The following is a 23337-nucleotide window of genomic DNA, read 5'->3' as shown; positions in this document are numbered from 1 at the left end:
AAGCCCTCATATCGACGCTTGAAGCCGCGCCACCAGCCATTTCCTGAAAATTTTGAGTCTCGGGTTGAGGTCCTCCTCCTTGCGGTAAAGGAGGTGATACCCGTGGTGGATGGTGCATGTGTGCGGGATGGCCTGCACCAGCCGCCCGTCCCGGAAATCGTGCTGAAACAGGAACAAGGGCACCAATCCAAAGCCGAGGCCTGACATGGCGGCTTCGCGCATCATCAGCATCTGCAGAAAGCGCGGAGATTTGCCGAGGCTCGGCATCTGAAGCCCATAGTGTTCGAAATAGTTCTGCCAGGGTTCTTCGCGCGCGCCGGCAACGCTCAACAAGGGGGCCGTGAGCAAGTCGGCGGGTTCATGCACGTTGGCCTGTTGCTTCATGCGCGGCGAGCACACCACGCCCGCCTCGGTCGTGTCGAGCAGGCAGATCGAATCGAAGCCGGGCCAGGGCGGCGAGCCATAACGGATGCGGGCATGGACGGGCGCGTTGAAATCCAGTTCCTTGAGTTCCTCGGCCAGGACGTCCACCTGGATATCGGGGTACTTGGCGCGGAACTCGCTGATGTTCTGGACCAGCCAGAGGGTGAAGCCAACGTTGACGGAAAGGATCAGCGTCGACTGGTCCGTGCTCTCTTTTAGCCGGCTGCCCGCCTCGGCAATCTGGTTCAGGCCCGCCGTGATCTGTTCGTGATAGGTCCTGCCGACGGGTGTCAGGGCAATCCAGCGGCCATTGCGCTCGAACAGGCGAACCTCGAGTTGTTCCTCGAGCGTCTGGACCATGCGGCTGATCGCGCCCTGGGTCACATGCAGCTCGGCGGCCGCCGCGGTAAAGCTTTGCAGGCGGGCGGCGACCTCGAAATACCTGACGGCGGTCAGGGAGGGAAGGCGCTTCATTGCAGACGATCTTGCATGAGTTTAACTCATTCTAATGCAGAAGGAATCGTTTTAGATCGGGTACTTTCCCCACCTACACTGTGCTCACTCGAACTACACACGCAGAGACAACATGAGCGCAGTGATTGAAACCCAGCCCTTCACGGCCACTGAGGGCGAAGCGTACCGCCAGCGCGCGCTGAAAGCGGGCGAGGCCTTCCTGAAGGCGGTCGACGCCATCCTTCCGGTGCTGCGTGCAGGCCGCGAGCAGTCCGAGCGCGAGTGTCGCGTTCCGGATGCCAGCGTCGAGGCCATGCTTGAAGCAGGCGTGTTCCGCAGCCTCACGCCGCTGCAATACGGCGGCCTGGAACTGTCTCCGGCGGACTTCTACGATGGCCTGATGCGCATTGCTCAGTGCGACAGTTCCGCGGCGTGGATCGCCGGCCAGATTGTCTGCCACAACCTGGAAATCGCAGCGATGGACCCGCAGATGCACGAGGACTTCTGGGGCGTCTACGGTCCGGATGCCCGCGCCTCCAGCTCTTACGCGCCGCTCGGCAAGACCGAGCCGACCGAGGGCGGCTATATCCTCGATGGCAAATGGACCTTCTCCAGCGGCGTCGATTTTGCGCACTATGTCGTGCTCGGTGGTGGCGAGCGCAACTTTCTGGTGCCGATCAGCGATCTGGTAATCGACCATGACAGCTGGGACGTGCAGGGTCTGCGCGGAACGGGGAGCAAGGCGGTCACGGCGAACAAGGTGTTCGTGCCGAATCACCGTATCCACGCGATGGTCGATGTCGTCAACGACATCAATCCCGGCTACGAGGCGATCCAGACACCGCTGTACCGCGGCGTGTCGTGGATGACGGTGTTCTACGCGACGGCTGCCAACACCGTGATTGGCACTGCGCTGGAAGGCGTGAACCTGTTCATTGAACAGTCGCGCAACCGCTATACCAAGATGGGCACCGGAGCACGCCTGGCCGAAAACCCCATCCTTCATCTCAAGCTCGCGGACGCATTGACCCGTATCAACGGCATTCGCACGCGGACCCTGAACAACTGGCGCCATATCTTCGATCAGGCCTGCAAGGGCGAACCGATTTCGCATCTGGAGCGTCTGCGTGTGCGTTTCGAATCGGCCGATTCGTTCGCCGCCTGCTTCGATCTTCTGCATGACATCTGGCCGATGGTCGGCGCAGTGGCTTCGCAGAGCGCCAATCCCATGCAACTGATCTTCCGCAACCTGATGGCGGCGCGCACACACGGCACGGGTGGCAAGGAACTCGCGGCCTCCGCGTATTCGCGGGCGCTTCTGGGTCTGCCGGCACCGGAATTCAAGGTCAACGACTTTGCCACCGCTGCCTACTGGCGCTAATCCCGCAGCCATCACGGAGCGAAACAAAATGATGCTGGAACAGCAATTCGTCGTGGAAAAGCAGCAGTGGTCGCTGCTGGAGCGTGGGCGTCCGCTCGATAACAGCCGCGCATTCCGCCGCTGTCTTGGTCAGTATCCGACCGGGGTGACGGTGATTACGGCCACCCATGACGCCGGTCCGGTCGGCATGACGGTGAATTCCTTCACTTCGGTTTCCCTTGATCCACCGTTGATTCTCTGGTCGATCCGGCGTGAGTCGAGAAATGTCGAGGCTTTCCGCAAGGCAGATTATTTCGTGGTGAACATGCTCGCGCATGACCAGGTGCAGGTCTCACAGTGGTTCTGCATGAGCACTCCGGAGAAGTTCGAGCTGGTGTCGTGGGAGGAGGGGCTTGGCGGTGCGCCGCTGATCCACGGCACAGTTGCGCAGCTGGAATGCCAGCGCGTTTCCGTCCAGGAAGCCGGCGATCACCTGATCCTGATTGGCGAGGTCAAGCAGTACGCGCACTTCGACGGCAAACCCCTGACGTTCAGCAACGGCGAATACGCGATGACGCAAGGGCTGTCGCGCGAGCACGGCGGCCGACCCAATTGACGGAGGATTCAAATTGAAGATCGAAGAAATTGGATATCTGGGCATCGACGCCACCAACATGGACGAGTGGCGTGCGTTCGCGACGGATTACATCGGATTCGAAGTTCGTTCGCTGGATCACGCGTGTCTGGGCCTGCGCATGGATGACTATGCCTGGCGCCTGTTCGTGCGTCCGGCGCAGCGCAACGGCGTCGCGTTCATCGGCATGAAGGTGGACAGCCCGGAAGCCCTGGAGGCGGTGCGTGGCGAAATGACCGCGGCGGGTATTCTGGTGCACGAAAGCAACGATGCGGAGCGGTCCGAACGCAGCGTGCAGCATATGTTGTGGGTATCGGACCCGGATGGGAATCGTGTCGAATTCTTCGTTAGCCGAAGTATCGACGCAAGCCCCTTCAAGCCGGGCCGCCCGATCGGTGGCTTCCGTACCGGTTCGCTGGGATTTGGCCACGTTGTCATCGGCACTCCGCTTCTGGAGGAGATGGAACATTTTTACATGAAGGTGCTCGGGTTCGGCCTGACCGACTATATGGAGGGGGATATCCAGGTGCGCTTTATCCACGCCAATGAGCGGCATCACTCGCTGGCACTGGTCAAGACCCCTGCCAAATTCCTGCATCACATCATGGTCGAATACAAGTTCATGGACGATGTCGGCCGGCTATACGACAAGGCGTTGACCATGCCTGGCATGATCCAGACGAGTCTCGGCCGACACGGGAATGACCACATGCTGTCTTTCTATTCGAAGACGCCCGGCGGATTTCTCATTGAAACGGGTTGGGGTGGCAGGCTGATCGATCGTGAAAGCTGGCAGCCCGAGGAACTCTGGTGCATGAGCCTGTGGGGGCACGAGCGTAGCTGGGAAACGCCTGAAAACCAGCTCAAGCTGCGCGCGCAGAACGCGCTGGCGGCCAGCAGGGGCGTGCTTGCACCGGTTGAAATCAACGGCGATGGCGGATTCGTGAGCCGCGATACCGCCATCTGATGGCGTGCAGAGAGTGCGCCTACCGGATTTTCCGGTGATCAGGAAACCGAACTGCTTCGAACGGAATTGCGATGTCCCACCTGACCCGACGCCGGCCTGATCGGCAACTGATTCTGTTGCTCGGCGCGCTTGCCGCCTGTGGTCCGCTCAGCACCGATATCTATTTGCCGAGCCTGCCGTCGATTGCTGCATCGTTCGGCGTCCCGGACGCCGCTGCGGCGGCAACGCTGACGGCTTTTGTCGCCGGGTTCTCGATCGGCATGGTGCTGTACGGTCCCATGTCCGATGCCCGCGGGCGACGTCCAGTGCTGCTCGCCGGTCTCGGCCTGTTCGTTGTCGCTAGCGTGGCATGCTGGCTCGCGGGCTCGATTGGCCAGCTCTTGTTGATGCGCTTTTTGCAGGCGCTTGGGGCGGGCGCCGCGTCGGTGCTCGCGCGAACCATCGCGCGTGATGCGCACGAGCCCGACGAAGCAGCGCAAGTGCTGTCGATGGTGGCGCTCGTCACCTCGGTTGGACCGCTGCTCGCGCCGTTGATCGGGGGGCAACTGCTGCTGCTCGGCAACTGGCGCACGGTATTCATCGCACTGACGCTGTTCGGCGCGTTCTGTACGGCGGCCGCCTGGCTGCGCGTGCCGGAAACCTGGCCGCGCGAAAAGCGCGCTAACTCGGCCGTGTTGCAGTCATTCGCCGCGTACGGGCGGCTGCTGCGCGATCCGGCAGTCTGGGGGCATCTGCTGTGCGGCGGGATGGTGTTTGCTGCGATGTTCACCTACATCACGGAGACGCCGTTCGTGTACATCCAGTATTTCCATATCTCGCCGCAGCACTATGGCCTGTTCTTCGCACTGAATGTCCTCGGCATCATGGCCGGCAACTTTTTGAATACGCGCTGTGTCGGCCGGTTCGGCGTCTTGCGGATGATTTGCGCCGCATCGACTTTCTCGTCCGGCGCAGCGCTATTCGTTGCGTTCGCATGCCTGACCGGGTGGGGCGGGTTGTGGTCGATGGTTGTCGGACTGTGCTGCGTCATCGGCGTGGTGGGACTGCTTTCCGCAAATTGTGCGACCGATCTGATGTCCCGCTATCCAGGCAATGCCGGCGCGGCAGCGGCGCTGTTCGGCGCGACGCAGCTCGCTTTCGGCGCGCTGGCGAGCTTCGTCGTCGGACTGTTTCCGGGGAGCTCGCCGGCCGGCATGGGCTGGACCATCGGCGTGTGCGGCGTGCTTGGTTACGTCGGCAGGGTTTTGATCGTGCGGGGACACGGACGAACGTCGCTGGCGCTGTCGACGCGAATGTAATGAAGGCGCATATAACAGGAGACTTCAGCATGTCACAGGCACTCAAGGCCAGATTCAAACATGTCGGCATCCATGTCATCGATGTCGATAAATTGGTGGAGTTTTACCAACGGTGGTTTGGCCTGGTGAAGACGGACGAGGGCAGTGGGCCTGTTGGCAAAGGCATATTCGTGAGCTCGGACCGCACCGAACACCATCAGATCGTGCAGGACGAAGATCGCAAGATTACCCAGGTCAAGAGTCACGGCAACTCGCTGAGCATCTACGTGCTCGATCCAGGTCCTGCCGCTGGACCTGACCCAGCCCGACGAGGAAGTCCTCGCCGGGGTGGAGCGCGCGGTGCGCGCCAATCCGACCTTCATGATGCAGGACGAATGGGCGAAGCAGGCCAGGCAACTGATGGCCGGCTGATACCGGGGCGGCTTGGATCGGCCTGACGGATCAGGCAGGCATTCACATAACCAGTAATGCAAATTAAAAACGGCAGCGCGACTGCCAATCAGGAGACAGCGGTGAAGTATCGAGTATTGACGGATTTTGCTGCGATGTTTGCAGGCGCCGCGCAGGCGCAAAGCAGTGTCTCGCTTTACGGGATCATCGACGACGGCCTCAGCTACACCAGCAACCAGGGCGGCCACAGGACCAACGTCGTGGGCGCATCGTCGACGCGGACGCAGACGATTGTGCAAATCGGCATCCGTCACATGTTTTAAGGAGGAGAGAACATCATGAGCAGTCCGGTTAGTACGAAGATGATGCCCTCGCTTGAAGCATCGTCGAAAGTGACCCGATCCGCGGGCCTGTGGATCGTTTGCGGTGCCGCGATCGGCCTGATGTTCGGCTTCGGGCCACTGTTTTTCAGTGTCGCGGGCGTGTTCCTGAAGCCCATGGCGGCGACCTTTGGCTGGGGCCGCTCCGACGTAGCAGTGCTGCCGATGTTCTCGCTGATAGGGACGACGCTGGGGGCGCCCGCGGTCGGCTTGCTTGCCGATCGTCTGGGCTGGAGCAAGGTCATCGCAGGGTCGATCGCGCTTCTCGCAGTTGCGCTGGGTGCGCTTGCCGTTGCGCCGGCTAATCACGCCTATTTCGCCGCGGTCGGTTTCCTGATCGGCTTTCTCGGCTCGGGCACGACGCCGGCGGGCTACCTCGGTGTACTGCCGCGCGTCTTCGACAAGCGCCTGGGCATGGCGCTCGGGTTCGCGATGATCGGTACCGGTCTGGGCGGTTTCTTCGCACCCATCGCCGCCAACCGGCTGGGCATGATGATGGATTGGCGCCATTGGTTTGGCGCGTGCGCGCTGGTCGTGCTGGCGCTTGGCTTCGTGGCGCATTGGCTGATGTTCCGCAATCTGCCAGCCCAGAAGGACTTTGCCGCGGATGTAACGGCGGCAGTCTCGGTCGAGGCGGGGCTCACGCTCGGCGAAGCGGTGCGTGGCTATCGCTTCTGGCTGCTCGCGATCGTCATGTTCCTTATTTCGAGCTCGATTCTTGGTGGCTTCGTGCACCTTGCTCCGTTCGTTAGCGATCGAGGGCTTGGACACGATGTCGGCGCGCAGGCGGCGGGCTTCGTCGGTGCGGGTCTCGCGATTGCGCGCGTCGGGCTGGGCGCGGTGCTCGACCGCGTGTTTGCCCCATTCGTGGCATGTCTCGCCTTCTGTGTTGGTGCGGTGGGTTTTGCGATTTTCCTCACTGGCGCGGTGCATGTGCCCTCCATGATCATTCTGGCGGCGTTGCTGCTCGGCATCTCAACGGGTTCGGAAGGGGATCTGATTCCGTTCCTCGCGCGCAAGTATTTCGGCAATCGCGCGTTCGGCTCGATTTATGGGTGCTTGTTTGGCGCGGCGACGCTGGGCGGCTCGGTCGGTCCGTTTCTGTACGGCCTGGCATTCGACCGTTTGGGCTCATATACGGTGGTGCACGAAGTCTCGCTGGTTGCGTGCGTGATCGGCGCTGTCGCGATCCTGCTGCTTGGGCGCTACCCGGCGGTGAAAGCCGCGGGCGAATAACGATTGGGATGACACTTCAATGATGCTGACAAGAGACAACACTTCGAAATTCGTGCAGGCCGGCGCCGTCAAGTTGCATTATCACGAGGCCGGCACGGGGCCAGTCCTGCTGTGCATTCACGGTGGCGCACCAGGTGCTTTCGGCTGGGGAAATTTCGGCCGCAACCTGGCGGCGCTGTCGCGCCATTTCCGCACCCTCATCGTCGACCTCCCGGGCTACGGCAAATCCGACAAGCCGCAGATCGACGGGCCACGCACCAGTTTCTATGCGCGCACCTTCCGCGACATGCTTGAGGCGCTGGGCGTTGGCAGGGCGCATCTACTGGGTCTGGCGACGGGCGGCTCGGCAGCCTTGAAAATGGCGATCGACTATCCAGAGCTGATCGATCGCCTGGTGGTGATCAGTGCGCCCGGCGGGCTGTCGCTTTTCCAGCCCATGCCGCCCAAACCGGATACGCACAATTACTACGGCGGCGAAGGCCCTAGCATGGAGCGCATGCGTGCCAACCTTGAGCGGCTGGTCTACGACCCGACGATCCTCACCGAAGAGGTGATCCGCGAGCGTTATGAGGCCAGTATCGAGCCTGAGTTCATGAATCAGGCGCCGGAAGGTCACGGCGGCAAGCCGGGCCAGACACTGGAGCCCTTGTGGCAGGACCTGCACAAGATTCGGGCTGAGACGCTCGTCATATGGGGACGCAACAATCAGACGATCCACTACGACAATGCCCTGTTCATGTTGACCCGGATTCCCAGGGCGCGAGTCCATATCCATGGCAACTGCGGGCTGTGGGTGCCATACGAGAAGATGGAAGAATTCAACAGCAATGTCACCGGCTTCCTGTCGGTGGATCTGACGGCGAGGCCTGCACAATGATGAAGCACACCAGTATCTGGCAACATCTGTTCAAGACGCCCCACAAGCTGGCGTGGGTCGACGTCGCTGGCGTCGCTACGCGCTATCTGGAGGCCGGTCCGGCCGACGCGCCGGTGGTGATTCTGCTGCATGGTACCGCGGGCAGCCTGGAGAATTTCGGTGCGAATTATGCGGCCTATGCCGGCCATTTCCGCGTCATCGGTCTGGACATGCTGGGCTGCGGCTGGACCGACAAGCCCGACCACGACTACCTGATCAAGGACTATGCGGAGCATGTGCGCGGCTTCATGGACGCCATGGGTATCGCGAGAGCCGCGGTTGTCGGCGTGTCTCTGGGCGCCTGGGTGGGCGCGGCCCTGGCATTGGCCCATCCGGCTCGTGTCGACAAGCTGGTCCTGGTGGCCCCCGCGGGCATCATCATCGATCCGGAAGAGGAGCGGCGCTTTGCCGAGGGTGTGCGCAAGAGCCGTTCTTCCGCTGCGGCCGAACCGACCTGGGAAACTGTTTCCGCAGCCCTGAAAGCGCTGCTTCGCGATCCGGAGGCACTGTCCGACGAACTGGTTGCCGTGCGCCTTGAAATATACCGCGACCCGCGCATGAAGGCCGCCATGCCTCGACTTCTGGCCTTCTCACTAGGCGGCCAGGCCCTCAGCGAGGAACAGTGGCGCAGCCTGACCCTGCCTGTCCAGGTAATCGCTGCCGTGGATGCGCCCAATATGTTTCTCAGCAACGCCCAAGCGATCGCCGGGACTGCACCGAACGCGCAGCTCGTGGAAATCAAGGGCTGTGACCACTGGGCACAGTATGAACAGCCGGAGAGATTCAATCAGGAAAGCATTGCATTCCTGGCACAGCCGCCAGGCGCTAACTTTTCGTCATAGACTGGCCAGCGAAATGAAGCCAGGCTTCAACTTCTCGCTGGTCAAAAAATCCGGGCTCATGGCATCGGGTAGGTGCCGCACTGGCTGATGATGTCGATTAACGAGGACTCCCATGTCACCTATTGCCCGTGTCTGTTCAATGACCTCACTTGCAGTCGCAGATCGCGCCCAGTGAGGAACTCTTCATCTTCAGTGGCAACGGGCACACGGGTTTGGGTCTAGCGTGATTACCGCGTATGGGGCAGCGGAAAAGGCACCGAGCGAAAACGCCGACGCCCGGATACGAAATTGTGGCTGTCAGCGTTACGACACACTGACGCTGTTCTGCATCTGCTTACTGGAAATCACCATTTTCCAGCATGGAATTCGCCCGCCCTCCCAGGAAATCGGCGGGCGTATCCCAATCGACGCAAGAGCGATCGTGCGCGTGCAGACGCTGATCGTTTCATGCCGGCCTGCCGCATTCGCCCTGGAATCGCCCTAGAATCAATACGAGGGGGCAAGGAGACATGAATCGCGAAGTGGTCACTGGGCTACTGTGCGGCGCACTACTCGCCGGTTGCGTGTCAGCCGGTGTCGAGGTGAGGCCAGAACAGATGGCGAACTTCCGGCACGGCGTGACGACACTGCAAGACGTGATAACGGCGCTCGGCCCGGCGTCCGTGGAGACCGCGCTGGACGACGGTTCGATGCTGCTCGTTTACACCTACGTGACATCGCGTCCACACCCGGAAAGCTATATCCCGTTCATCGGTTCGCTCGTCGCTGGCGCCGACACACACTCGTCAGCGGCCGTGTTTCTGTTCGATTCGCACGGATTCCTCAAGAGCGCGAACACCACGAGCTCGAACGTCGGCACGGGCATGACCGCCGCCCATACCGCGCAGCCCAGAGCACCGGCACCCGCCACAGAGGCGCCTGTTGTGATCAAAAGCGTCCCGCCTCCCGCCGTTCAAAGCGAACAGCCGACGCCGGAGGAAGACGTCGCGCCCGCGGCGCAAGTGCCCAGCGAACCCCAACCGGAAATTAACGTTCAGCCGGCTCCTGTCGAATAGCGTCCGGGACCGCTGGTCTGCCACCAACGCGAAATCAGGTTGTGTCGCGTTATGGGCGAATAGGCGATTAGGTTCCCTAAATGAAGAGGATCGCTTGCAGAACGAGAGCGTAGAATTGTTCGGCTGCAGCCGAGACGACGCGATCTTCACACAACTGCTCCATTGGCCTTTGACCTTGACGCAGGTCTCATCAACGCGCCAGCTCTTGCCAGGTGCGAGGGCAGCATCGCCCAGTATGGCGGGGCCAACCGCGAATCCTCGCAGAGGGCAAGGCGGCGTCACGACACCGGCGTTACACTGGAGTGATTGTTCGGATCGCGGTGACAGGAGGAAACCATGACTGACGTCGGCCCGGAAAGCACGTTCAGGGGATTGCCTCTGAGTCCTGAACAGGATGCGGAAGTGAGGCACTACATCAAGGTGAAAACGCAGCATCACCTGCCATGGGATACCCCCGAATTGCGTGCGATGATCAGGGAGATGATCCGGCCCCCTGAGGTTGTCGACGAGGATTCGGAACTCGAGGCAGACGACGCGCGGGCGACCGCCGAGCGTGCCAAAGCTTCCATTGACGAGGCAATGGAACCGTTAGAGGCGAGCGAGGAATGGCACGCGGCCGTCGACTCGGAGAACATGAAGCACCCCAAGGGGTGAGGCGGGGCCGGCCATGTGATCGTTGCGGCAGGATGGCGGAGGCTCGATGCCAGTGAGTAATCGACGCGTGTATTAATGAGGCGATCCAGGACAAACGGAGACCACAGTGGCCGAATTCCCACCTTCCAACAACGAATCCACTGCGGAAGGCGCACGCACGTCGGTCTCGCGTCGTGCGAGGCTTTGGGTCATCTGCGGGGGCATTGGCCTTTTGCTCGCGAGCCTGTTGGTGGTGTTCAGCCCTTTTCGGGAAAAGCTGGATGAACGGGCCTTGAGCGACCTGGGATTTTTCGCGGGCGCGTGCGATGACTCCGGCGATTCAGCGCTGACCCGCGAATCCGGATGCCTGGCATTGCGGGCCAAGTCGACATTGACCACGTCTCAGCTCGCTGCCGCGGTTCCGCATTTGGCCAGGCTTCATCGCAAACTCGAGTTGAGTCTGGCGGACACCGCGGTCGACAGCATCGAATCGCTGAAAGACCTCGATGATGTGGAGTTGCTCGATCTCACGGGAACGCCAGTCTGGAACATCGACGCGCTAAAGGACATGCGCTCTCTGAAGAGCCTCGTGATACACCGCACCCAGGTCCAGAACATCGATGCGGTTAAAGAACTGACGAGTCTGCAAACGCTCAATCTCTGGGATACCCGCGTGGCGAATCTCGACGCGCTGAAGGACCTGACCGACCTGCGGCAACTCGATCTCCGCGATACGCAGGTTCGGGACCTCGATACGCTGACGAAGCTGCCTCGCCTGGAAGCACTGAAACTGGGTGGTGCGAGGAACGTCAGGAATATCAAGCCGCTCGGTCAGTTGACCACGTTGAAAATACTCGATTTGAATGAGACACAAGTCGAGCGCCTCGATCCCCTGAAGAATCTGCACGACCTGCAGGCGCTCTATCTCGCGAATACTCCCGTCAGCGACATCGATGTGCTGACGGACATGCCCGACCTGAAGACACTCGTGCTCGACGGCTCCAGGGTCGAGAATATCGACCCGTTGCGGGGATTGCTCCAGCTGGACACCCTTGTTCTTGCCCGCACGCAAGTCACGAATATCGACGCGCTAAAGGGCCTGACGAGCCTGCAAAGACTCAATCTCTCCGACACCAGCGTCGAAAACATCGATGCTCTGAGCAATCTCAAGGGCCTTCGAACGCTCAATCTGTTTCGCACCAAGGTTCAGGACATCGATGCGCTGAAGGGGCTGAAGGGCCTGCGAGAGCTCTATCTCGCCAACGCGCCGGTCAAGGACGTCGACGTACTGAAAGGGCTGACCGGGTTGCGGGAACTCGTTCTCTACGGTACCAAGGTCACAAATGCCGATGACCTCAAAACGGCGTTGCCCAACACCCGAATTGTTTGGTGACCACCCGGTTTGCGCCGCGCGCTGCAAAATTCTGTCCTCTTTCACACACTCATTTCGGCAACCAGCCACTACAGTTTAGTTGTTGGGAATCGTCCTGCACGTTGGACCTGCCATCGCTTGATTGCCGTCCCAGGGTGTGAATGCCATGAAACACTTCCTCGGCGCGCTAGTGCTCGCGTCTGCGCCTTTCGCCGCGTGGGCACAAACGCCTTTCCTCTATTCGCATAGCGCGATCGTCTACGACGTCGCGAGCGGTAAGGTCCTGCTGGAAAAGAACGCCGACGACGCCCAGCCGATTGCCTCGCTTACCAAGCTGATGACCGCAATGGTGGTGTTGGACAGCGCCCAGCCGCTGGGCGACACGGTGACCGTCGACGACAACGACATCGACCGGCTCAAGCATTCCGGGTCGCGCCTTCCGATTGGTGTGTCGCTGGAGCGCGCAGAGATGCTGCGGCTGGCGCTCATGGCGTCCGAGAATCGCGCGGCGTCTGCGTTGTCGCGTGCGTTTCCGGGCGGCCAGCCAGCGTTCATCCAGAAGATGAACGAAAAGGCGCGCGCGCTGCATATGGCAGATACGCACTTCGACGATCCAAGCGGGCTCTCGCCGGGCAATCTTTCGACGGCACGCGATGTCGTGAAGTTGGCCACCGCTGCGTCGCACTATCCATTGATCAGCGAATATACGACGCTTCCCCGTTACAAAGAGCAGATCGGCATGAGGACGCGGTTCTATCACAACACCGACCCGATTGTCCGCTCGGCCGATTGGGACGTGCTGGTTGCCAAGACCGGCTATATCCGCGAGGCGGGACGCTGCATCGTGGTCGATGCCAACATGCCCGGCGGTCAGGTGACGATCGCGCTGCTCGGCTCGCAAACATCGTGGGGGCGCTCGGCGGACCTTGTCACGATACGCCGCTGGCTGAACGGCGACGAAACGCCGGTCGTCACGCCGCACTGGTACGCAGACGCGCGGCTGGATCATCGCCATTTGAGGCTCGCGCGTTCGTCTCGCGTCAACGTGCGATTCGTATCGCACCGGAGCGCCTCAGCGTCTGGCGCGCACTGGCAGACCTTCCGGCACCATGCCGGCAAGCGCGAACACCGCACGGTCGTTGCCTCTTCGGCTCCATGATGCTTTGCGCCCGGTGGGGCAAGATACCCCAGTGTCCCCACCGGGACCTCAATCCGCAACGCCATGTCAAGCATGAAGCCTGTCACGCGGTAGAGCAACTTGGTGTGAAATGGAAAGCACGTCTCGGTTCTTGTCCGATAGGGCAGAATAAAAAATCGTGCTTGGCTCCATCCTCCGCATGACGTCTCGGGATGAATCTTCTCGCTCGGTCGACACTCGAAATCAACGATAAAATACGTCGCACCAGCGCGACAGTGCATCGAACGGTCGTGCCAGCATTTGCATTCAAACCAGGAGGACGCCATGCGTGACATCATCGACGGTTTTCTGCGCTTTCAACGCGAGGTCTATCCGGAGCGCGTTGAGCTTTTCCGGCAGCTCGCAACGACGCAAAATCCGAAGGCGCTGTTCGTCACTTGCTCGGACAGCCGCGTTGTGCCGGAGCTGCTAACACAGCGCGAGCCGGGCGAACTTTTCGTGATCCGCAACGCGGGTAACATCGTGCCATCATATGGTCCAGAACCAGGTGGTGTATCAGCTACCGTTGAGTATGCGGTCGCCGTACTGGGCGTGCGGGACATCGTGATTTGCGGCCACTCTGACTGTGGCGCTATGGGCGCGATCTCTCGTTGCACGTGCCTGGATCACATGCCGGCGGTCGCGAACTGGCTACGTCATTCCGACGCCGCAAAGGTAATCAATGCAGCGCATCAGTTCGATACACCCCGCGCCAAGCTCGACGGGCTGGTACGTGAAAACGTGATCGCGCAGTTGGCAAACTTGCGCACCCATCCGTCGGTAGCGCTTGCGCTCGAACAGGGACGCATGAACCTGCATGGTTGGGTCTACGACATCGAAATGGGCAGGATCGACGCCCTTGACGGCGCGACACGGCGCTTTGTGTCGCTCGCCGACTCGCCGACTACCGTCGCGGTGGCTTCGAGCAAACGCGAGCAGGTGTGATACGAAATAGCGTGTCGTCCAGTTGGTGGCCCGGCGGCAGCCCGGCACGCCCGCGATAAATGTTTCGAGTTGCGGCGCACAAACCTTGTCCTTGGCGACGGTCGTCCCCGATCGTGACCTCATGGTTTCGCTGCGGACGCCAGCAAGCCGTCCATCATTTTCAAGGGCAAGTCGCCGTTTTCTGTTCTTGAAATTTTCGTAGCAATTCCTATCTTGGATTTCGCTCAGGCAGACGCGCGGGACCCGACGTCCCGTGCGCTGCGTGTTTCGATTTGTTTTGCCAGATGGCGGGCGAACTGGAGCGCGTAGGCCCGTTCGCCTCCATGCATCAATGAGGAGAACAGCATCATGAGCGATCTCTATTTCGGAACTGACCTCTTCAGCGAATTCGACCGGCTGCAGCGGCAGATGGCGAACCTCTTCGGTACTTTTCCCTCCAGTCTTCGGGCGAGCCGCCTCGGCGCATTTCCGCCCGTCAACATTGGCGCCACCGACGACTCGATTCAGATCGTCGCGTTTGCACCCGGCGTTAGTGCGGCGGAACTCGACGTATCGATCGACAAGGGGCTGCTGACCATCAGCGGTGAGCGCAAGCCGACTCAACTGGATGCCGGCGAGGACGCACGAGTTTATGCGCAGGAGCGCTTCACTGGCGCATTCCGTCGGGTCATCGAACTGCCGGAAAACGCAGACCCCGACAAGGTTCAGGCGCGCTACGAGAATGGTTGCCTGTCGATCGCCATCGGCAAGCGCGAATCGTCGAAGCCGCGTGCGATCACCGTCCAGTAATCCGGGAGGCCGAAAATGAGCGATACCACCGAACTGAGCAAGCGCGATCAGTCAGCGCTCACGCGCAGCGAAAGCGGGGCCGCCGCGCGGCGGATGACGATTACGCCCGCTGTCGATATCTACGAGGGCAGCCAGGGCGTCACGTTGTGGGCCGACCTGCCGGGCGTCACCCGCGACAAGCTCGATGTGCGGGTCCATGACAGCAGTCTCGTCATCGAGGCTGAGGCGGTTGTGCCGACACCGGCAAATCTGCGGCTGCAGCATGCGGAGGTCCGTGAGCCGCGCTTTGCGCGCACGTTCACGCTCTCTCCGGACTTCGATACGTCGAAGATCGAGGCGAGTCTGCAGGACGGCGTACTGAAGCTCACGATCCCGCGCCGCGACGAGGCGCGCCCGCGGCGGATCGAAGTGCGCACCGGCTGAAGCCGACGCGCGGGCCGCAACGGCGGGAAGCGTCCGGGTGGCGGCTGCCTGGCCGCTGCCTGCCCGCCGCCCGCCGGCAGCGCAGACGCGGGTAAGCCAGCCGTTCCCGACAGCCAGGTACATCGCCGGGATTGAATGCGATGGCCGGCTGGCATCTGCACCGACATGCACAGTGCACAGCGGTGGCTGACCGCTGCAGGCGCAGCGCGACGCGAAGCGGAAAAAAGCAGGGCGCAGGCGCCACGACCGGAATACGGTTCTCCTGAGAGATACCAGAGGAGGAAACGATGAACCCCGATCCGAAAAAGTGGAATCCCTTCAAGTTCCTTCGCGGGGCTGTGCGCAAGTCCGACGCGGACAGCCCGGAGAGGCCGCCGGCGAACGAAAATGAACAATGGCGCGCCTCCTTGCCCGACATCGCGCGACTGTTCTCGCGCGAACCATGGCGCGCCGTGGAGGAGTTTTTTCACGACCCGTTTGCGGGCCGTGGCGCGCTCGAACGATGGTTCGGCGACTTCAGTTCATCGCGATTCGAGCCGCGCATCGACGTCGTCGATGAGGGACCGGTGCTGCGCGTAACCGCAGAACTGCCCGGGATGGAGCGCGAAGACGTGAAGGTGAGCGTCGAGGACGGCGCGATCGTACTGCGCGGTGAGAAAAAGCAGGATATGCGCAGTGAGGAAAACGGCTGCTATCGCCTGGAGCGTGCCCACGGACGCTTCGTGCGCACGATCCCGATGCCTGAATATGCCGATCCCGGCCGCGCGCTGGCAAAGTTCGACAACGGCATACTGACGTTGACCGTGCCGAAAACGGAGCCGGCGCCGTCTACGAGCCGCACGATCGATATCGGTTAAGGCGAGCATGCAAAGCGCTATGGCGGAAAGCAAAATAAAGACGGCCATTGCGCCCTTCAAGGGGGCGCAAAGACGGCTCTTTGCAACAAATTGTTTCAGTGCGGCAGCAGGATGCCCCGTTGACATGTTGCAGGGCCCCTTGAAATTTCCGTTCCTTGCGCTATTTTATGCATCGCTCAGGCAGCTGCGATAAGCGCTGCGTGTTTCGATTTGTTTGTCGGCGGGGTTTCCCACGGGCAGGCGGACTGGAGCGCGTGGTTCCATTCGTCTTTCGTGGGCGGCCCCGGTTTCAGGGAGCCAGTCATGAGCGATCTTTTCTTCAGCGCCGATCCGCTGGGCGAATTCGAGCGCCTGCAACGGCAGATGGCCAGCGTCTTCGCGGGCATTCCCGCAAGCCTGCGCGCCACGCGCAGCGAACCCTTTCCCCCCCGTCGACATCGGCAGATTCCACGCGGGCTGCGCCCGCAGCTTGGCGAGGTGCGCCACCCGCACATCTGGCGCGCCTTCGCGCTCAGCCCCGATTTCGACGTCTCGGGTTCGCCGGCGCGATGCCTCGCATGACAGCGCGGCGTCGCACGGTAGCGCGGCCCCTGCCGGGCTTGCGCTTCGTTTCATTTTTCCGCGGGGGCTCCCGCTTTCGGGACCCTGCTTTCCGGGAGAGGAAAATGCTCAGTCCACACGAATTTGCGACCCTGATGCTGGTTCGTCAAGCGCCGGACCAACTCGACATGAACCGCGCCGAACTCGACGCGCTGCTAGAGCGCCAACTGGTCATGCTGGAGCATTGCGCGGAGGGCGCACGCCGCGCCTACCTGACCGGGAAGGGCAGAACGTTCCTCGACGCACTCCACCCGGGCGCAGCAGCGTCCTGCCTCATGGAGGGCAACCCGGGCGTGCGGGACGAGGAATGACGGGCTGCGCGGACTGGACGCGAATTCCGCGTGTCTGGACATGTTTCGGACACGCTCTGGCGGAGGTGTCATATGCAAACGGGCAAAGTTATTGAGTATCACGGCTGCGAGGTCCGGCCGGTGGTAACCGTCACGGTGAGCGGCCGTTACACAGCCGCAGCCATTGTCACCGACCGGGCGGGCGAAATACGCACGCTCGGTGTCGATGGAGATTTCGCCAACGCCCAGGAAGCGCGCGATGAAGCTTTGGAGCTTGCCGTCGCATGGATCCAGCAACGCTCAGTCGTTTCGGACCGGTATGTTCGACGGACTTAGCTTCCAGTCAGTGATTGCCGGATGGGCGCGAACACCTGTGGATTCGACGGTCGATCCGATTCCGGTTCGTTGCGCCTCCGGAACCATTTGGGCTCAAGCCACTTCGAGGAAAAGAGAATGACAGACATCACAGTCACCAATCCTGACCACGACGCGCTTTATGAACGCATCCGGCTCCTGCTCTTTAGCGCTGATCTGCCGGTGCAGCGTCTGGAAGCCGATATCGACGGTATCGGACGTTTCACCACGCCGGATGTGCGCTCACCGCATCTGCGCCTGGTCGAGGCCATGCCGCCGCTTACGCCTGCTGCGGAAGCGATCGTGCGCGCCATGATCCGCATATACGGCGTGGAGTTGTTCGGGCGCGGCAGCCCGAATTCCGGGCTGCGAGCCTTGATAAAGGCTGGACCGGTCAAGTTTGGACAAACCGCCTTGATGCTGGGGCCTGACGCGCCCGTGCCGGAGCGTGCCCGTCCACTCGTCGAGGCGTTCAACCGAATTTTCGAGCGCTATCCGCAAAGCGGTTTCGCTCAGGCACGATGCCTTCTCTCGGCGATTGGCCTGCCAGTCGGTCGCGACGAGCCCCGGGCGGCTCGCCTCCCCGTGCGAAACGGATGGGTTGACTCGCCGCACGTATATCGCCGGGAAAAATGCGCTCGCGAGTAGGGTCGCGTGTTGCGCCTTTATGGTTCTGCGGTAGGTGATAAGGAGAGCAAACGGCTCGTCGAATCCGCCCAGCGGGTGTTCCTCCCAGAGTTGGCCCACACGGGCCAGTCTCGATTGCATGTCAGTGTCCCTTCGTCACAACGAACTGCATCACGTCAGTGCGGCGCTCGGCAAAGGCTGCTTCGCAGTACGCGAGGTAGAGGCGCCAGGTGCGCACAAAGGTCTCGTCCAGGCCGAGTGCGCAGATGGCATCGAGGCGCGATTCAAACGCATGCCGCCAGAGATTCAACGTATGCGCGTAATCGAGCCCGAACGAAAGCGATGGCTGTGCGACAAGTCCCGCTTTCGCGGCGGCGCGCGCGAATCGCTGGGGGCTGGGCAACATACCGCCCGGGAAAACGAATTCGCGGATGAAGTCGCTGGCCGCGCGATAGGCCGCGAAGCGGGTTTCGTCGATCGTGATGGTCTGCACAAGCGCACACGCACGGGGTGCGAGGCACTCGCGCAATGTGCGGAACCATGTGGACCACCAGGTTTCGCCGACGGCTTCGAACATTTCGATCGACACGACCGCGTCGTATTGGCCGCGCACGTCGCGGTAGTCGCGCAGTTCGATATGGGCGTGGCGCTCGAGTCCCTCGTTGCGAATGCGTTCGACGGCGAACGCGTGCTGGCTCGCAGAGATCGTCACGCCGTGCACGGCGATCCCAAGGCGCGCGGCATGCCGCGCGAAGCCGCCCCAGCCGCAACCGATCTCCAGTACGCGCATGCCGGGCCGCAGGCCGAGCGTATCGACGATGCGCTGATACTTCGCGCTCTGGGCTGCCTCGAGCGTGCGCGACATGTCGCCGTCGAACCACGCGCTGGAGTAGGTCCATGTTTGGTCGAGCCACTGTGCGTAGAACGCGTTGCCGATGTCGTAATGAGCGTGAATGTTGCGCCGGCTGCCCGCACGCGTGTTCATGCGAAGCCGGTGGCGCAGGTTGTACCAGAACTGGGGAATCCGGCCGCCGTGTACCGTGCGCGCGACCGCCGCTTCGTTGCGGATCGCGAGTCGCAGCAGGGCGGGGAAATCGGGGGAATCGATCCATTGGGCACGGTACGCGTCGGCGAGACCGATGTCGCCTGCGCGCAGGATGGCGCGGCAGGCTCGCCAGTCGAGCACGCGCAGCACCGCGCCCGGCTGCTGATGCGGGTCGCCGAAGACATAATGGGCGCCCCCCGGTGTCGAAAGCTCAAGATGGCCGACACGGATGCGTCGCAGCACGCCGAGAAAAAGCCGCGCATGAAACGGCAGTGCGACCGGAGTGGAGAGCGAATGCAGCAGGGTCATGAGCAGGTGTCCTCATCGTGACGCGGGGAATGCGTGATGGAGTGAGAAGTGGAAGTGCCCGACTCGCACGAGGGCGGCCGCGAGCCGTAAAACGGCACGCACTTGAGCCACAGCCGCAGTGCTTGCCAGTGGATTCGCGGGATGACGGCAACGATGGCTAGCGGTAGACGGATTAGCGCGCTCAACACGCCTACGCCTGTGAGCGGCTTTGCGCGTAGCCTGAGGGCAGTGCGCAAGAGCGGTCCGTCGGCATCGGCGTAGTCGATCGCGATGCGCTCGCCGCCCTGGCGCACCCGAAACTCGTACCTGCCCTTGACGTCGCAGAACGGCGAAACATGGAATGTCTTGCGGCATATGAGCAAGGTGTCGTCGCCGATGGGGCCGTGGCCGGGTGCGCTCAGCAGATAGCCGTGGTGTCCGCCAAACGTATTGCGCACGTCGGCATAAAGCGCGCGCAATGCTCCGGTACGGTCATGACAGAACCAGAAGCTCACGGGGTTGAATGCGTAGCCGAATAAGCGTGGCATGGTCTGCAGCCAGATCGGGCCATCGGCGGGAATGTCTGCTTCGGCCAGTCGTTCGCGCATCCATGCTTCGAGCGGGCGGCCGTCGCGCGGACCATAGTCGCGCGTAGCAAGGCCCAGCGGCGCCCAGCGGTCTATGCGCAACCACCAGCGCTCGACCTGCGCGAGCCGTCCCAGATCACAGCGCACGTAGAACACGGAGTAGGCAAAGCGATGCGTGGCGGGGCGCAGGCGTGCATGCGTCACGCGACCGGTGAGCAGGCTGGCCGCATGAGCGTGGCAGGTGTCCGGATGCGCTTTCACTTTCACAGTACCGCCCACGCCGGCATCGAGTCGAATGCACGCGCGACGCGCAGCGCCGACTTCAGGCCGTCCTCGTGAAAGCCGTAACCGGTCCACGCGCCTGCGTACCATGTGCGGCGGCGTCCCTGCAAGGCGGGCAGGCGCTGCTGGGCGTCGACACAGGCCAGATCGAGCAGCGGATGTTCGTAGCGGTAGCGGCCGATCTCGTGCCCGGGAGCGGGCTCCGTAACCGGGTTCAGCGTCACGACCACCGGCGTGCGCAAGGGCAGATGCTGCAACTGGTTGAGCAGATAACTCACGCAGGTGGGCTGGCCGTTGTCTCGCTCATGCAGCGCGCGGCCGCCGAGGTAGTTCCAGGCGGACCACACGCGGCGGCGGCGCGGCAACAGTCGCGTGTCGGTGTGCAGCGTCGCGACGTTGCGCTGGTAGCGCACGGCGCCGAGCACGCCGCGTTCGGCCTCGTCGGCGTCGGCGAGCAGTCGCAGGCTCGTCGGCGCGTGGCTTGCCAGCACGATAGCGTCGAAGCGCTCGTGCCCGGCATCGTCGGTGACGACCGTGACGCTGCTGGCATCGCGCCGGACTGCTCGCACGGGCGTGTTGGTGCGCACGTCGTCGAGCACGGCGGCGATGCGCCGCACGTACTCGCGGCCGCCCCCGGCCACCGTCTTCCAGGGCGGCCGGCTGTTCACCTGCAGCAGGGCGTGGTTCAGACAGAAGCGCAGGAAGGTGGCGGCGGGAAAGCGCAGGATGTCATTTGCCGCACTGGACCAGATAGCGGCGGCCATGGGCAGCAGGTATTGACGCTGGAATGGCGCTCCGTAGCGGCCCTCGAGAAGCAGTTCGCCAACTGAACAGCGATTGCGGCTCGCGCTGGCGAGATGCTGCTCGGCCGACGCGTTGAAGCGCAGGATGTCGCGCAGCATGCCGAGGAAGCTGGGAGAGAACAGGTTGCGCCGCTGCGCGAAGACCGTGTTGAGGTTGGTTCCGGCCCACTCGAGGCGGCCATTGTCCAGCGACACTGAAAACGACATGTCGGTACGATGGGCTCGCACGCCGAGTTCGTCGAAGAGTGCAACGAGGTTCGGATAGGTGCGATCGTTGAAGACGAGGAAACCGGTATCGACAGGGCAGCACAGGCCGTCGAGTTCGACGTCGACTGTGTGTGTGTGGCCACCCAGATAGTCCGCAGCCTCGAAAAGCGTGACGCGGTGGCGGCGCGAGAGCAGGTAAGCGCTGGCGAGGCCGGCAATGCCGGCGCCCACGACGGCGATGCGCTGATTGGGCCGGGCCTGAGTCGGTACTGGATGCATGGAGGTCAATCTCCGCTTCGCATGGCATGGGTTGTTCCGGCGTAGGTACGGACGAGGCAAAGAGTCGGATGCAGGGCCGCTCAGCCGTCGTCCGGTTTTGCGAAGCCCGGCTGGCCAGCCGGGCCGGGCAACTGGGGCACGCGCCTGAACCGCGAGGTGTCGTAGCCCATCGCGTCGAGCCGCGCCAGCAGCGCGCGATACGCGTCCTCGCTGATCTGCGGCTGCCGCGCGAAGATCCAGCCGAGCGTCTTGCCCGGGTACCCGACGATGGTGTAGCGATAGTCCGGGTCGACATACAGGGTCAGCTGCGTCACATAGACCGGCCAGAAGAGGCGCACGCTCCACTCGCCGCCGCCGCTGCCGGGCTTCACCGTATCGAGGAACTGATAACGGCGCTCGGGCCGATCGAATCCGCCCTTGCGGCCAATGAAAGCGTCGTCAATGCGGCCATCGGGACGAAGAGTCCATTCGGCGCGGCTCGCAACGAAGCCGCGTTCGGCAAAGTACGGGATGTTGGCGATCACGTACCAGCGCCCCATATAGCGCGGCAGGTCTACCGCCACGGTGTGCAGCGGCAGCGCGGCGCGCGGGTTCGGGTTGGAGCGTTCGCCGGTGCAACCCGACAAGGGTGCCAATGCGCCAGAGGCGAAAAGCGCTGCCGCGAGCAGGCGCACCCAGGCGACGCTCGATGTCCTCGCGAGCATCATGCGTGCGCCTGCGCTTCGCGTTTCTCGAGCAGGTAGTGCGCGACGCCCCATTCGCTACCCTGCGCATACCCGAACAACTCCGCGACCGCCATATAGAACATGCGCCAGCGCTGCAGCCAGAGTGCGGCGTCCTCGCCGTAGACGTCGGCGAAAATCGCAAGGACGCGGTCGCGCGCGCTGTCGAGTGCCTCGAGCCAGTGCTGTGCCGTGCGGGCGTAGTGGCGGCCGTCCAGCCACCATTGCCGTGTGACGCGAAGATCGTCCTGGAAGTTGAGCAGCAGTGCCGCGGAGGGCATCGTGCCGCCTGTGAAAAAGTGGCGCGACATCCAGTCTGCGGTATCGCGCGAGGCAAACTGATAAGCGAGCGTGCGGTGCGCGAAGAGATGCACGAAGAGGCGGCCATCGTCGCGCAGCCAGCGCGCGATTTTTGCGAGCAGGAGTCCGTAGTTTTTCATGTGCTCGAACATCTCGACCGAGACGATGCGGTCGAATCCGGGCTCGCTGGCGGGGAATTCGAAGTCGGCGATATTGCCGGTCACGACCCGCAGGTTGTGCAGGCGCAGGCGGGTTGCCTGCGCCTCGATGAATCGGCGCTGCCCGTGCGAGTTCGACAGCGCAACGATGTCCGCATGCACAAGACGCGGCGCGAGCCAAAGCGAGAGCGATCCCCAGCCGCATCCGAGATCGAGGATGCGCTGCCCGTCGGCAAGCCCGGCACGTTCGAGGTAGCAGGCGAGCATCGCCTCTTCGGCTTGCGCAAGGGTTTCGTCGCCGCGCGGATAGTAGCCGCACGAGTACTTCATGCGCGGGCCGAGATGCGCTTCGAAGAATGCAGCCGGCACTTCATAATGCTGTGCGTTCGCGGCCGGCGCCTCGATGGCGATGGGGCTGCTGCGCAGCTCGGCAAGCAGGCGCTGGAGGGCTTCGGCGCTGCGCTCGCTGTCGCGAGCGCCCTCGTCGCGCAGGCGCGCTCCAAGCAGGCGCCGCATGCCTGAGCGAACCAGCGCATCGGGAAGCCAGCCTCGCTCGCAGCAGCGGATGATCCAGTGATCGTCGATGGCCTTGTCGTCGCGTGAGTGGGTCAGGGTCGTGCTCATCGTGCGGCTCCTCGTCGGTGT

General features: G+C 62.5%; 27 protein-coding genes. 21 read left to right on the top strand and 6 right to left on the bottom strand.

Annotation, left to right across the window (positions count from 1 at the left end; all coding sequences use genetic code 11):
* Positions 1 to 6: 6 nt before the first annotated feature.
* The gene (locus P5W99_RS24130; protein ID WP_421025897.1) at positions 7 to 897 is read right to left on the bottom strand and encodes a LysR substrate-binding domain-containing protein; all 891 of its coding nucleotides are present in this window, start codon (positions 895 to 897) and stop codon (positions 7 to 9) included.
* A gap of 112 nt (positions 898 to 1009) precedes the next feature.
* Between P5W99_RS24130 and P5W99_RS24125 the strand changes: the two genes are divergently transcribed.
* The 21 genes from P5W99_RS24125 (at position 1010) to P5W99_RS24025 (ending at position 18042) form a co-directional block, all read left to right on the top strand.
* Positions 1010 to 2257: an acyl-CoA dehydrogenase gene (locus P5W99_RS24125; protein WP_421025896.1), complete on the top strand. Its 1248-nt coding sequence runs from the start codon at positions 1010 to 1012 to the stop codon at positions 2255 to 2257.
* A 28-nt stretch (positions 2258 to 2285) separates the two neighbouring features.
* Positions 2286 to 2852, top strand: coding sequence for a flavin reductase family protein (locus P5W99_RS24120; RefSeq protein WP_421025895.1), 567 nt, complete (start codon positions 2286 to 2288; stop codon positions 2850 to 2852).
* A 13-nt stretch (positions 2853 to 2865) separates the two neighbouring features.
* Positions 2866 to 3837: a VOC family protein gene (locus tag P5W99_RS24115; RefSeq protein WP_421025894.1), complete on the top strand. Its 972-nt coding sequence runs from the start codon at positions 2866 to 2868 to the stop codon at positions 3835 to 3837.
* Positions 3838 to 3908: 71 nt separating this feature from the next.
* Complete coding sequence (locus P5W99_RS24110) at positions 3909 to 5135, top strand: Bcr/CflA family multidrug efflux MFS transporter (protein WP_421025893.1); 1227 nt, start codon at positions 3909 to 3911, stop codon at positions 5133 to 5135.
* Positions 5136 to 5164: 29 nt separating this feature from the next.
* Complete coding sequence (locus tag P5W99_RS24105; RefSeq protein WP_421025892.1) at positions 5165 to 5572, top strand: hypothetical protein; 408 nt, start codon at positions 5165 to 5167, stop codon at positions 5570 to 5572.
* 108 nt (positions 5573 to 5680) lie between these two features.
* A complete protein-coding gene (locus P5W99_RS24100) occupies positions 5681 to 5848 on the top strand; it encodes a porin (RefSeq protein ID WP_421027032.1) in 168 nt (55 codons plus the stop codon).
* Between the two features lie 15 nt (positions 5849 to 5863).
* Positions 5864 to 7141, top strand: coding sequence for an MFS transporter (locus P5W99_RS24095; protein ID WP_421025891.1), 1278 nt, complete (start codon positions 5864 to 5866; stop codon positions 7139 to 7141).
* Positions 7142 to 7160: 19 nt separating this feature from the next.
* Positions 7161 to 8018, top strand: coding sequence for an alpha/beta fold hydrolase (locus P5W99_RS24090; protein WP_421025890.1), 858 nt, complete (start codon positions 7161 to 7163; stop codon positions 8016 to 8018).
* The gene (locus P5W99_RS24085) at positions 8015 to 8899 is read left to right on the top strand and encodes an alpha/beta fold hydrolase (protein ID WP_421025889.1); all 885 of its coding nucleotides are present in this window, start codon (positions 8015 to 8017) and stop codon (positions 8897 to 8899) included. The genes P5W99_RS24090 and P5W99_RS24085 overlap by 4 nt, the downstream gene beginning before the upstream one ends.
* Before the next feature lie 509 nt (positions 8900 to 9408).
* Positions 9409 to 9954, top strand: a complete 546-nt coding sequence (locus P5W99_RS24080; protein ID WP_434663355.1) for a hypothetical protein — start codon at positions 9409 to 9411, stop codon at positions 9952 to 9954.
* Between the two features lie 336 nt (positions 9955 to 10290).
* Entirely contained in the window at positions 10291 to 10608 is a 318-nt protein-coding gene (locus tag P5W99_RS24075; protein ID WP_421025887.1) for a hypothetical protein, read from the top strand.
* 106 nt (positions 10609 to 10714) lie between these two features.
* On the top strand, positions 10715 to 11980 hold the full coding sequence (locus tag P5W99_RS24070; RefSeq protein WP_434663351.1) for a leucine-rich repeat domain-containing protein: 1266 nt from the start codon (positions 10715 to 10717) through the stop codon (positions 11978 to 11980).
* 145 nt (positions 11981 to 12125) lie between these two features.
* Complete coding sequence (locus P5W99_RS24065; protein ID WP_434663349.1) at positions 12126 to 13118, top strand: D-alanyl-D-alanine carboxypeptidase family protein; 993 nt, start codon at positions 12126 to 12128, stop codon at positions 13116 to 13118.
* 303 nt (positions 13119 to 13421) lie between these two features.
* Positions 13422 to 14081 (top strand): carbonic anhydrase, encoded by a 660-nt coding sequence (locus P5W99_RS24060; RefSeq protein ID WP_421025884.1) that lies wholly within the window; start codon positions 13422 to 13424, stop codon positions 14079 to 14081.
* 348 nt (positions 14082 to 14429) lie between these two features.
* Positions 14430 to 14870: an Hsp20/alpha crystallin family protein gene (locus P5W99_RS24055; protein WP_421025883.1), complete on the top strand. Its 441-nt coding sequence runs from the start codon at positions 14430 to 14432 to the stop codon at positions 14868 to 14870.
* A gap of 15 nt (positions 14871 to 14885) precedes the next feature.
* Entirely contained in the window at positions 14886 to 15293 is a 408-nt protein-coding gene (locus P5W99_RS24050; protein ID WP_421025882.1) for an Hsp20/alpha crystallin family protein, read from the top strand.
* A 287-nt stretch (positions 15294 to 15580) separates the two neighbouring features.
* Positions 15581 to 16150 carry an Hsp20/alpha crystallin family protein gene (locus P5W99_RS24045; RefSeq protein ID WP_421025881.1) on the top strand — a complete coding sequence of 190 codons (570 nt, stop codon included), beginning with the start codon at positions 15581 to 15583 and terminating at the stop codon, positions 16148 to 16150.
* Between the two features lie 303 nt (positions 16151 to 16453).
* On the top strand, positions 16454 to 16711 hold the full coding sequence (locus P5W99_RS24040; RefSeq protein ID WP_421025880.1) for a hypothetical protein: 258 nt from the start codon (positions 16454 to 16456) through the stop codon (positions 16709 to 16711).
* Between the two features lie 104 nt (positions 16712 to 16815).
* Positions 16816 to 17061 (top strand): hypothetical protein, encoded by a 246-nt coding sequence (locus P5W99_RS24035; RefSeq protein ID WP_421025879.1) that lies wholly within the window; start codon positions 16816 to 16818, stop codon positions 17059 to 17061.
* 72 nt (positions 17062 to 17133) lie between these two features.
* Positions 17134 to 17376, top strand: coding sequence for a hypothetical protein (locus P5W99_RS24030; RefSeq protein WP_421025878.1), 243 nt, complete (start codon positions 17134 to 17136; stop codon positions 17374 to 17376).
* Between the two features lie 21 nt (positions 17377 to 17397).
* Positions 17398 to 18042, top strand: a complete 645-nt coding sequence (locus P5W99_RS24025) for a hypothetical protein (protein ID WP_421079601.1) — start codon at positions 17398 to 17400, stop codon at positions 18040 to 18042.
* Between the two features lie 121 nt (positions 18043 to 18163).
* Here the strand turns inward: P5W99_RS24025 and P5W99_RS24020 are convergent, their stop codons facing one another.
* The 5 genes from P5W99_RS24020 to P5W99_RS24000 all read right to left on the bottom strand — a co-directional run bounded on the left by P5W99_RS24020 (position 18164) and on the right by P5W99_RS24000 (position 23316).
* The gene (locus tag P5W99_RS24020) at positions 18164 to 19375 is read right to left on the bottom strand and encodes a class I SAM-dependent methyltransferase (protein WP_434663342.1); all 1212 of its coding nucleotides are present in this window, start codon (positions 19373 to 19375) and stop codon (positions 18164 to 18166) included.
* On the bottom strand, positions 19372 to 20208 hold the full coding sequence (locus P5W99_RS24015) for a DUF1365 domain-containing protein (RefSeq protein WP_434663339.1): 837 nt from the start codon (positions 20206 to 20208) through the stop codon (positions 19372 to 19374). Before P5W99_RS24015 ends, P5W99_RS24020 begins: the two co-directional genes overlap by 4 nt.
* Positions 20205 to 21512, bottom strand: coding sequence for an NAD(P)/FAD-dependent oxidoreductase (locus tag P5W99_RS24010; RefSeq protein WP_434663337.1), 1308 nt, complete (start codon positions 21510 to 21512; stop codon positions 20205 to 20207). Before P5W99_RS24010 ends, P5W99_RS24015 begins: the two co-directional genes overlap by 4 nt.
* Positions 21513 to 21592: 80 nt before the next feature.
* Positions 21593 to 22219 (bottom strand): lipocalin family protein, encoded by a 627-nt coding sequence (locus tag P5W99_RS24005; RefSeq protein WP_421025873.1) that lies wholly within the window; start codon positions 22217 to 22219, stop codon positions 21593 to 21595.
* Positions 22216 to 23316 (bottom strand): SAM-dependent methyltransferase, encoded by a 1101-nt coding sequence (locus tag P5W99_RS24000; protein ID WP_421025872.1) that lies wholly within the window; start codon positions 23314 to 23316, stop codon positions 22216 to 22218. The genes P5W99_RS24005 and P5W99_RS24000 overlap by 4 nt, the downstream gene beginning before the upstream one ends.
* Positions 23317 to 23337 lie beyond the last annotated feature (21 nt).

The sequence above is a fragment of the Paraburkholderia sp. A3BS-1L genome, assembly GCF_051125215.1.
In the GTDB taxonomy this organism is placed as follows: Bacteria; Pseudomonadota; Gammaproteobacteria; order Burkholderiales; family Burkholderiaceae; genus Paraburkholderia.
The sequence above is the reverse complement of the archived record's forward strand: the minus strand, read 5'-3'. Positions and strand labels throughout refer to the sequence as shown.

Bases quoted from the DNA above. Each gene is read 5' to 3' on its own strand.
- P5W99_RS24065 (WP_434663349.1), top strand. From the start codon at position 12,126: ATGAAACACTTCCTCGGCGCGCTAGTGCTCGCGTCTGCGCCTTTCGCC.
- P5W99_RS24000 (WP_421025872.1), bottom strand. From the start codon at position 23,316: ATGAGCACGACCCTGACCCACTCACGCGACGACAAGGCCATCGACGAT.
- P5W99_RS24100 (WP_421027032.1), top strand. From the start codon at position 5,681: ATGTTTGCAGGCGCCGCGCAGGCGCAAAGCAGTGTCTCGCTTTACGGG.
- P5W99_RS24020 (WP_434663342.1), bottom strand. From the start codon at position 19,375: ATGACCCTGCTGCATTCGCTCTCCACTCCGGTCGCACTGCCGTTTCAT.
- P5W99_RS24105 (WP_421025892.1), top strand. From the start codon at position 5,165: ATGTCACAGGCACTCAAGGCCAGATTCAAACATGTCGGCATCCATGTC.
- P5W99_RS24050 (WP_421025882.1), top strand. From the start codon at position 14,886: ATGAGCGATACCACCGAACTGAGCAAGCGCGATCAGTCAGCGCTCACG.
- P5W99_RS24130 (WP_421025897.1), bottom strand. From the start codon at position 897: ATGAAGCGCCTTCCCTCCCTGACCGCCGTCAGGTATTTCGAGGTCGCC.
- P5W99_RS24040 (WP_421025880.1), top strand. From the start codon at position 16,454: ATGAGCGATCTTTTCTTCAGCGCCGATCCGCTGGGCGAATTCGAGCGC.
- P5W99_RS24025 (WP_421079601.1), top strand. From the start codon at position 17,398: ATGGGCGCGAACACCTGTGGATTCGACGGTCGATCCGATTCCGGTTCG.
- P5W99_RS24045 (WP_421025881.1), top strand. From the start codon at position 15,581: ATGAACCCCGATCCGAAAAAGTGGAATCCCTTCAAGTTCCTTCGCGGG.
- P5W99_RS24080 (WP_434663355.1), top strand. From the start codon at position 9,409: ATGAATCGCGAAGTGGTCACTGGGCTACTGTGCGGCGCACTACTCGCC.
- P5W99_RS24110 (WP_421025893.1), top strand. From the start codon at position 3,909: ATGTCCCACCTGACCCGACGCCGGCCTGATCGGCAACTGATTCTGTTG.
- P5W99_RS24125 (WP_421025896.1), top strand. From the start codon at position 1,010: ATGAGCGCAGTGATTGAAACCCAGCCCTTCACGGCCACTGAGGGCGAA.
- P5W99_RS24055 (WP_421025883.1), top strand. From the start codon at position 14,430: ATGAGCGATCTCTATTTCGGAACTGACCTCTTCAGCGAATTCGACCGG.
- P5W99_RS24095 (WP_421025891.1), top strand. From the start codon at position 5,864: ATGAGCAGTCCGGTTAGTACGAAGATGATGCCCTCGCTTGAAGCATCG.
- P5W99_RS24060 (WP_421025884.1), top strand. From the start codon at position 13,422: ATGCGTGACATCATCGACGGTTTTCTGCGCTTTCAACGCGAGGTCTAT.
- P5W99_RS24090 (WP_421025890.1), top strand. From the start codon at position 7,161: ATGATGCTGACAAGAGACAACACTTCGAAATTCGTGCAGGCCGGCGCC.
- P5W99_RS24035 (WP_421025879.1), top strand. From the start codon at position 16,816: ATGCTCAGTCCACACGAATTTGCGACCCTGATGCTGGTTCGTCAAGCG.
- P5W99_RS24005 (WP_421025873.1), bottom strand. From the start codon at position 22,219: ATGATGCTCGCGAGGACATCGAGCGTCGCCTGGGTGCGCCTGCTCGCG.
- P5W99_RS24010 (WP_434663337.1), bottom strand. From the start codon at position 21,512: ATGCATCCAGTACCGACTCAGGCCCGGCCCAATCAGCGCATCGCCGTC.
- P5W99_RS24030 (WP_421025878.1), top strand. From the start codon at position 17,134: ATGCAAACGGGCAAAGTTATTGAGTATCACGGCTGCGAGGTCCGGCCG.
- P5W99_RS24085 (WP_421025889.1), top strand. From the start codon at position 8,015: ATGATGAAGCACACCAGTATCTGGCAACATCTGTTCAAGACGCCCCAC.
- P5W99_RS24120 (WP_421025895.1), top strand. From the start codon at position 2,286: ATGATGCTGGAACAGCAATTCGTCGTGGAAAAGCAGCAGTGGTCGCTG.
- P5W99_RS24075 (WP_421025887.1), top strand. From the start codon at position 10,291: ATGACTGACGTCGGCCCGGAAAGCACGTTCAGGGGATTGCCTCTGAGT.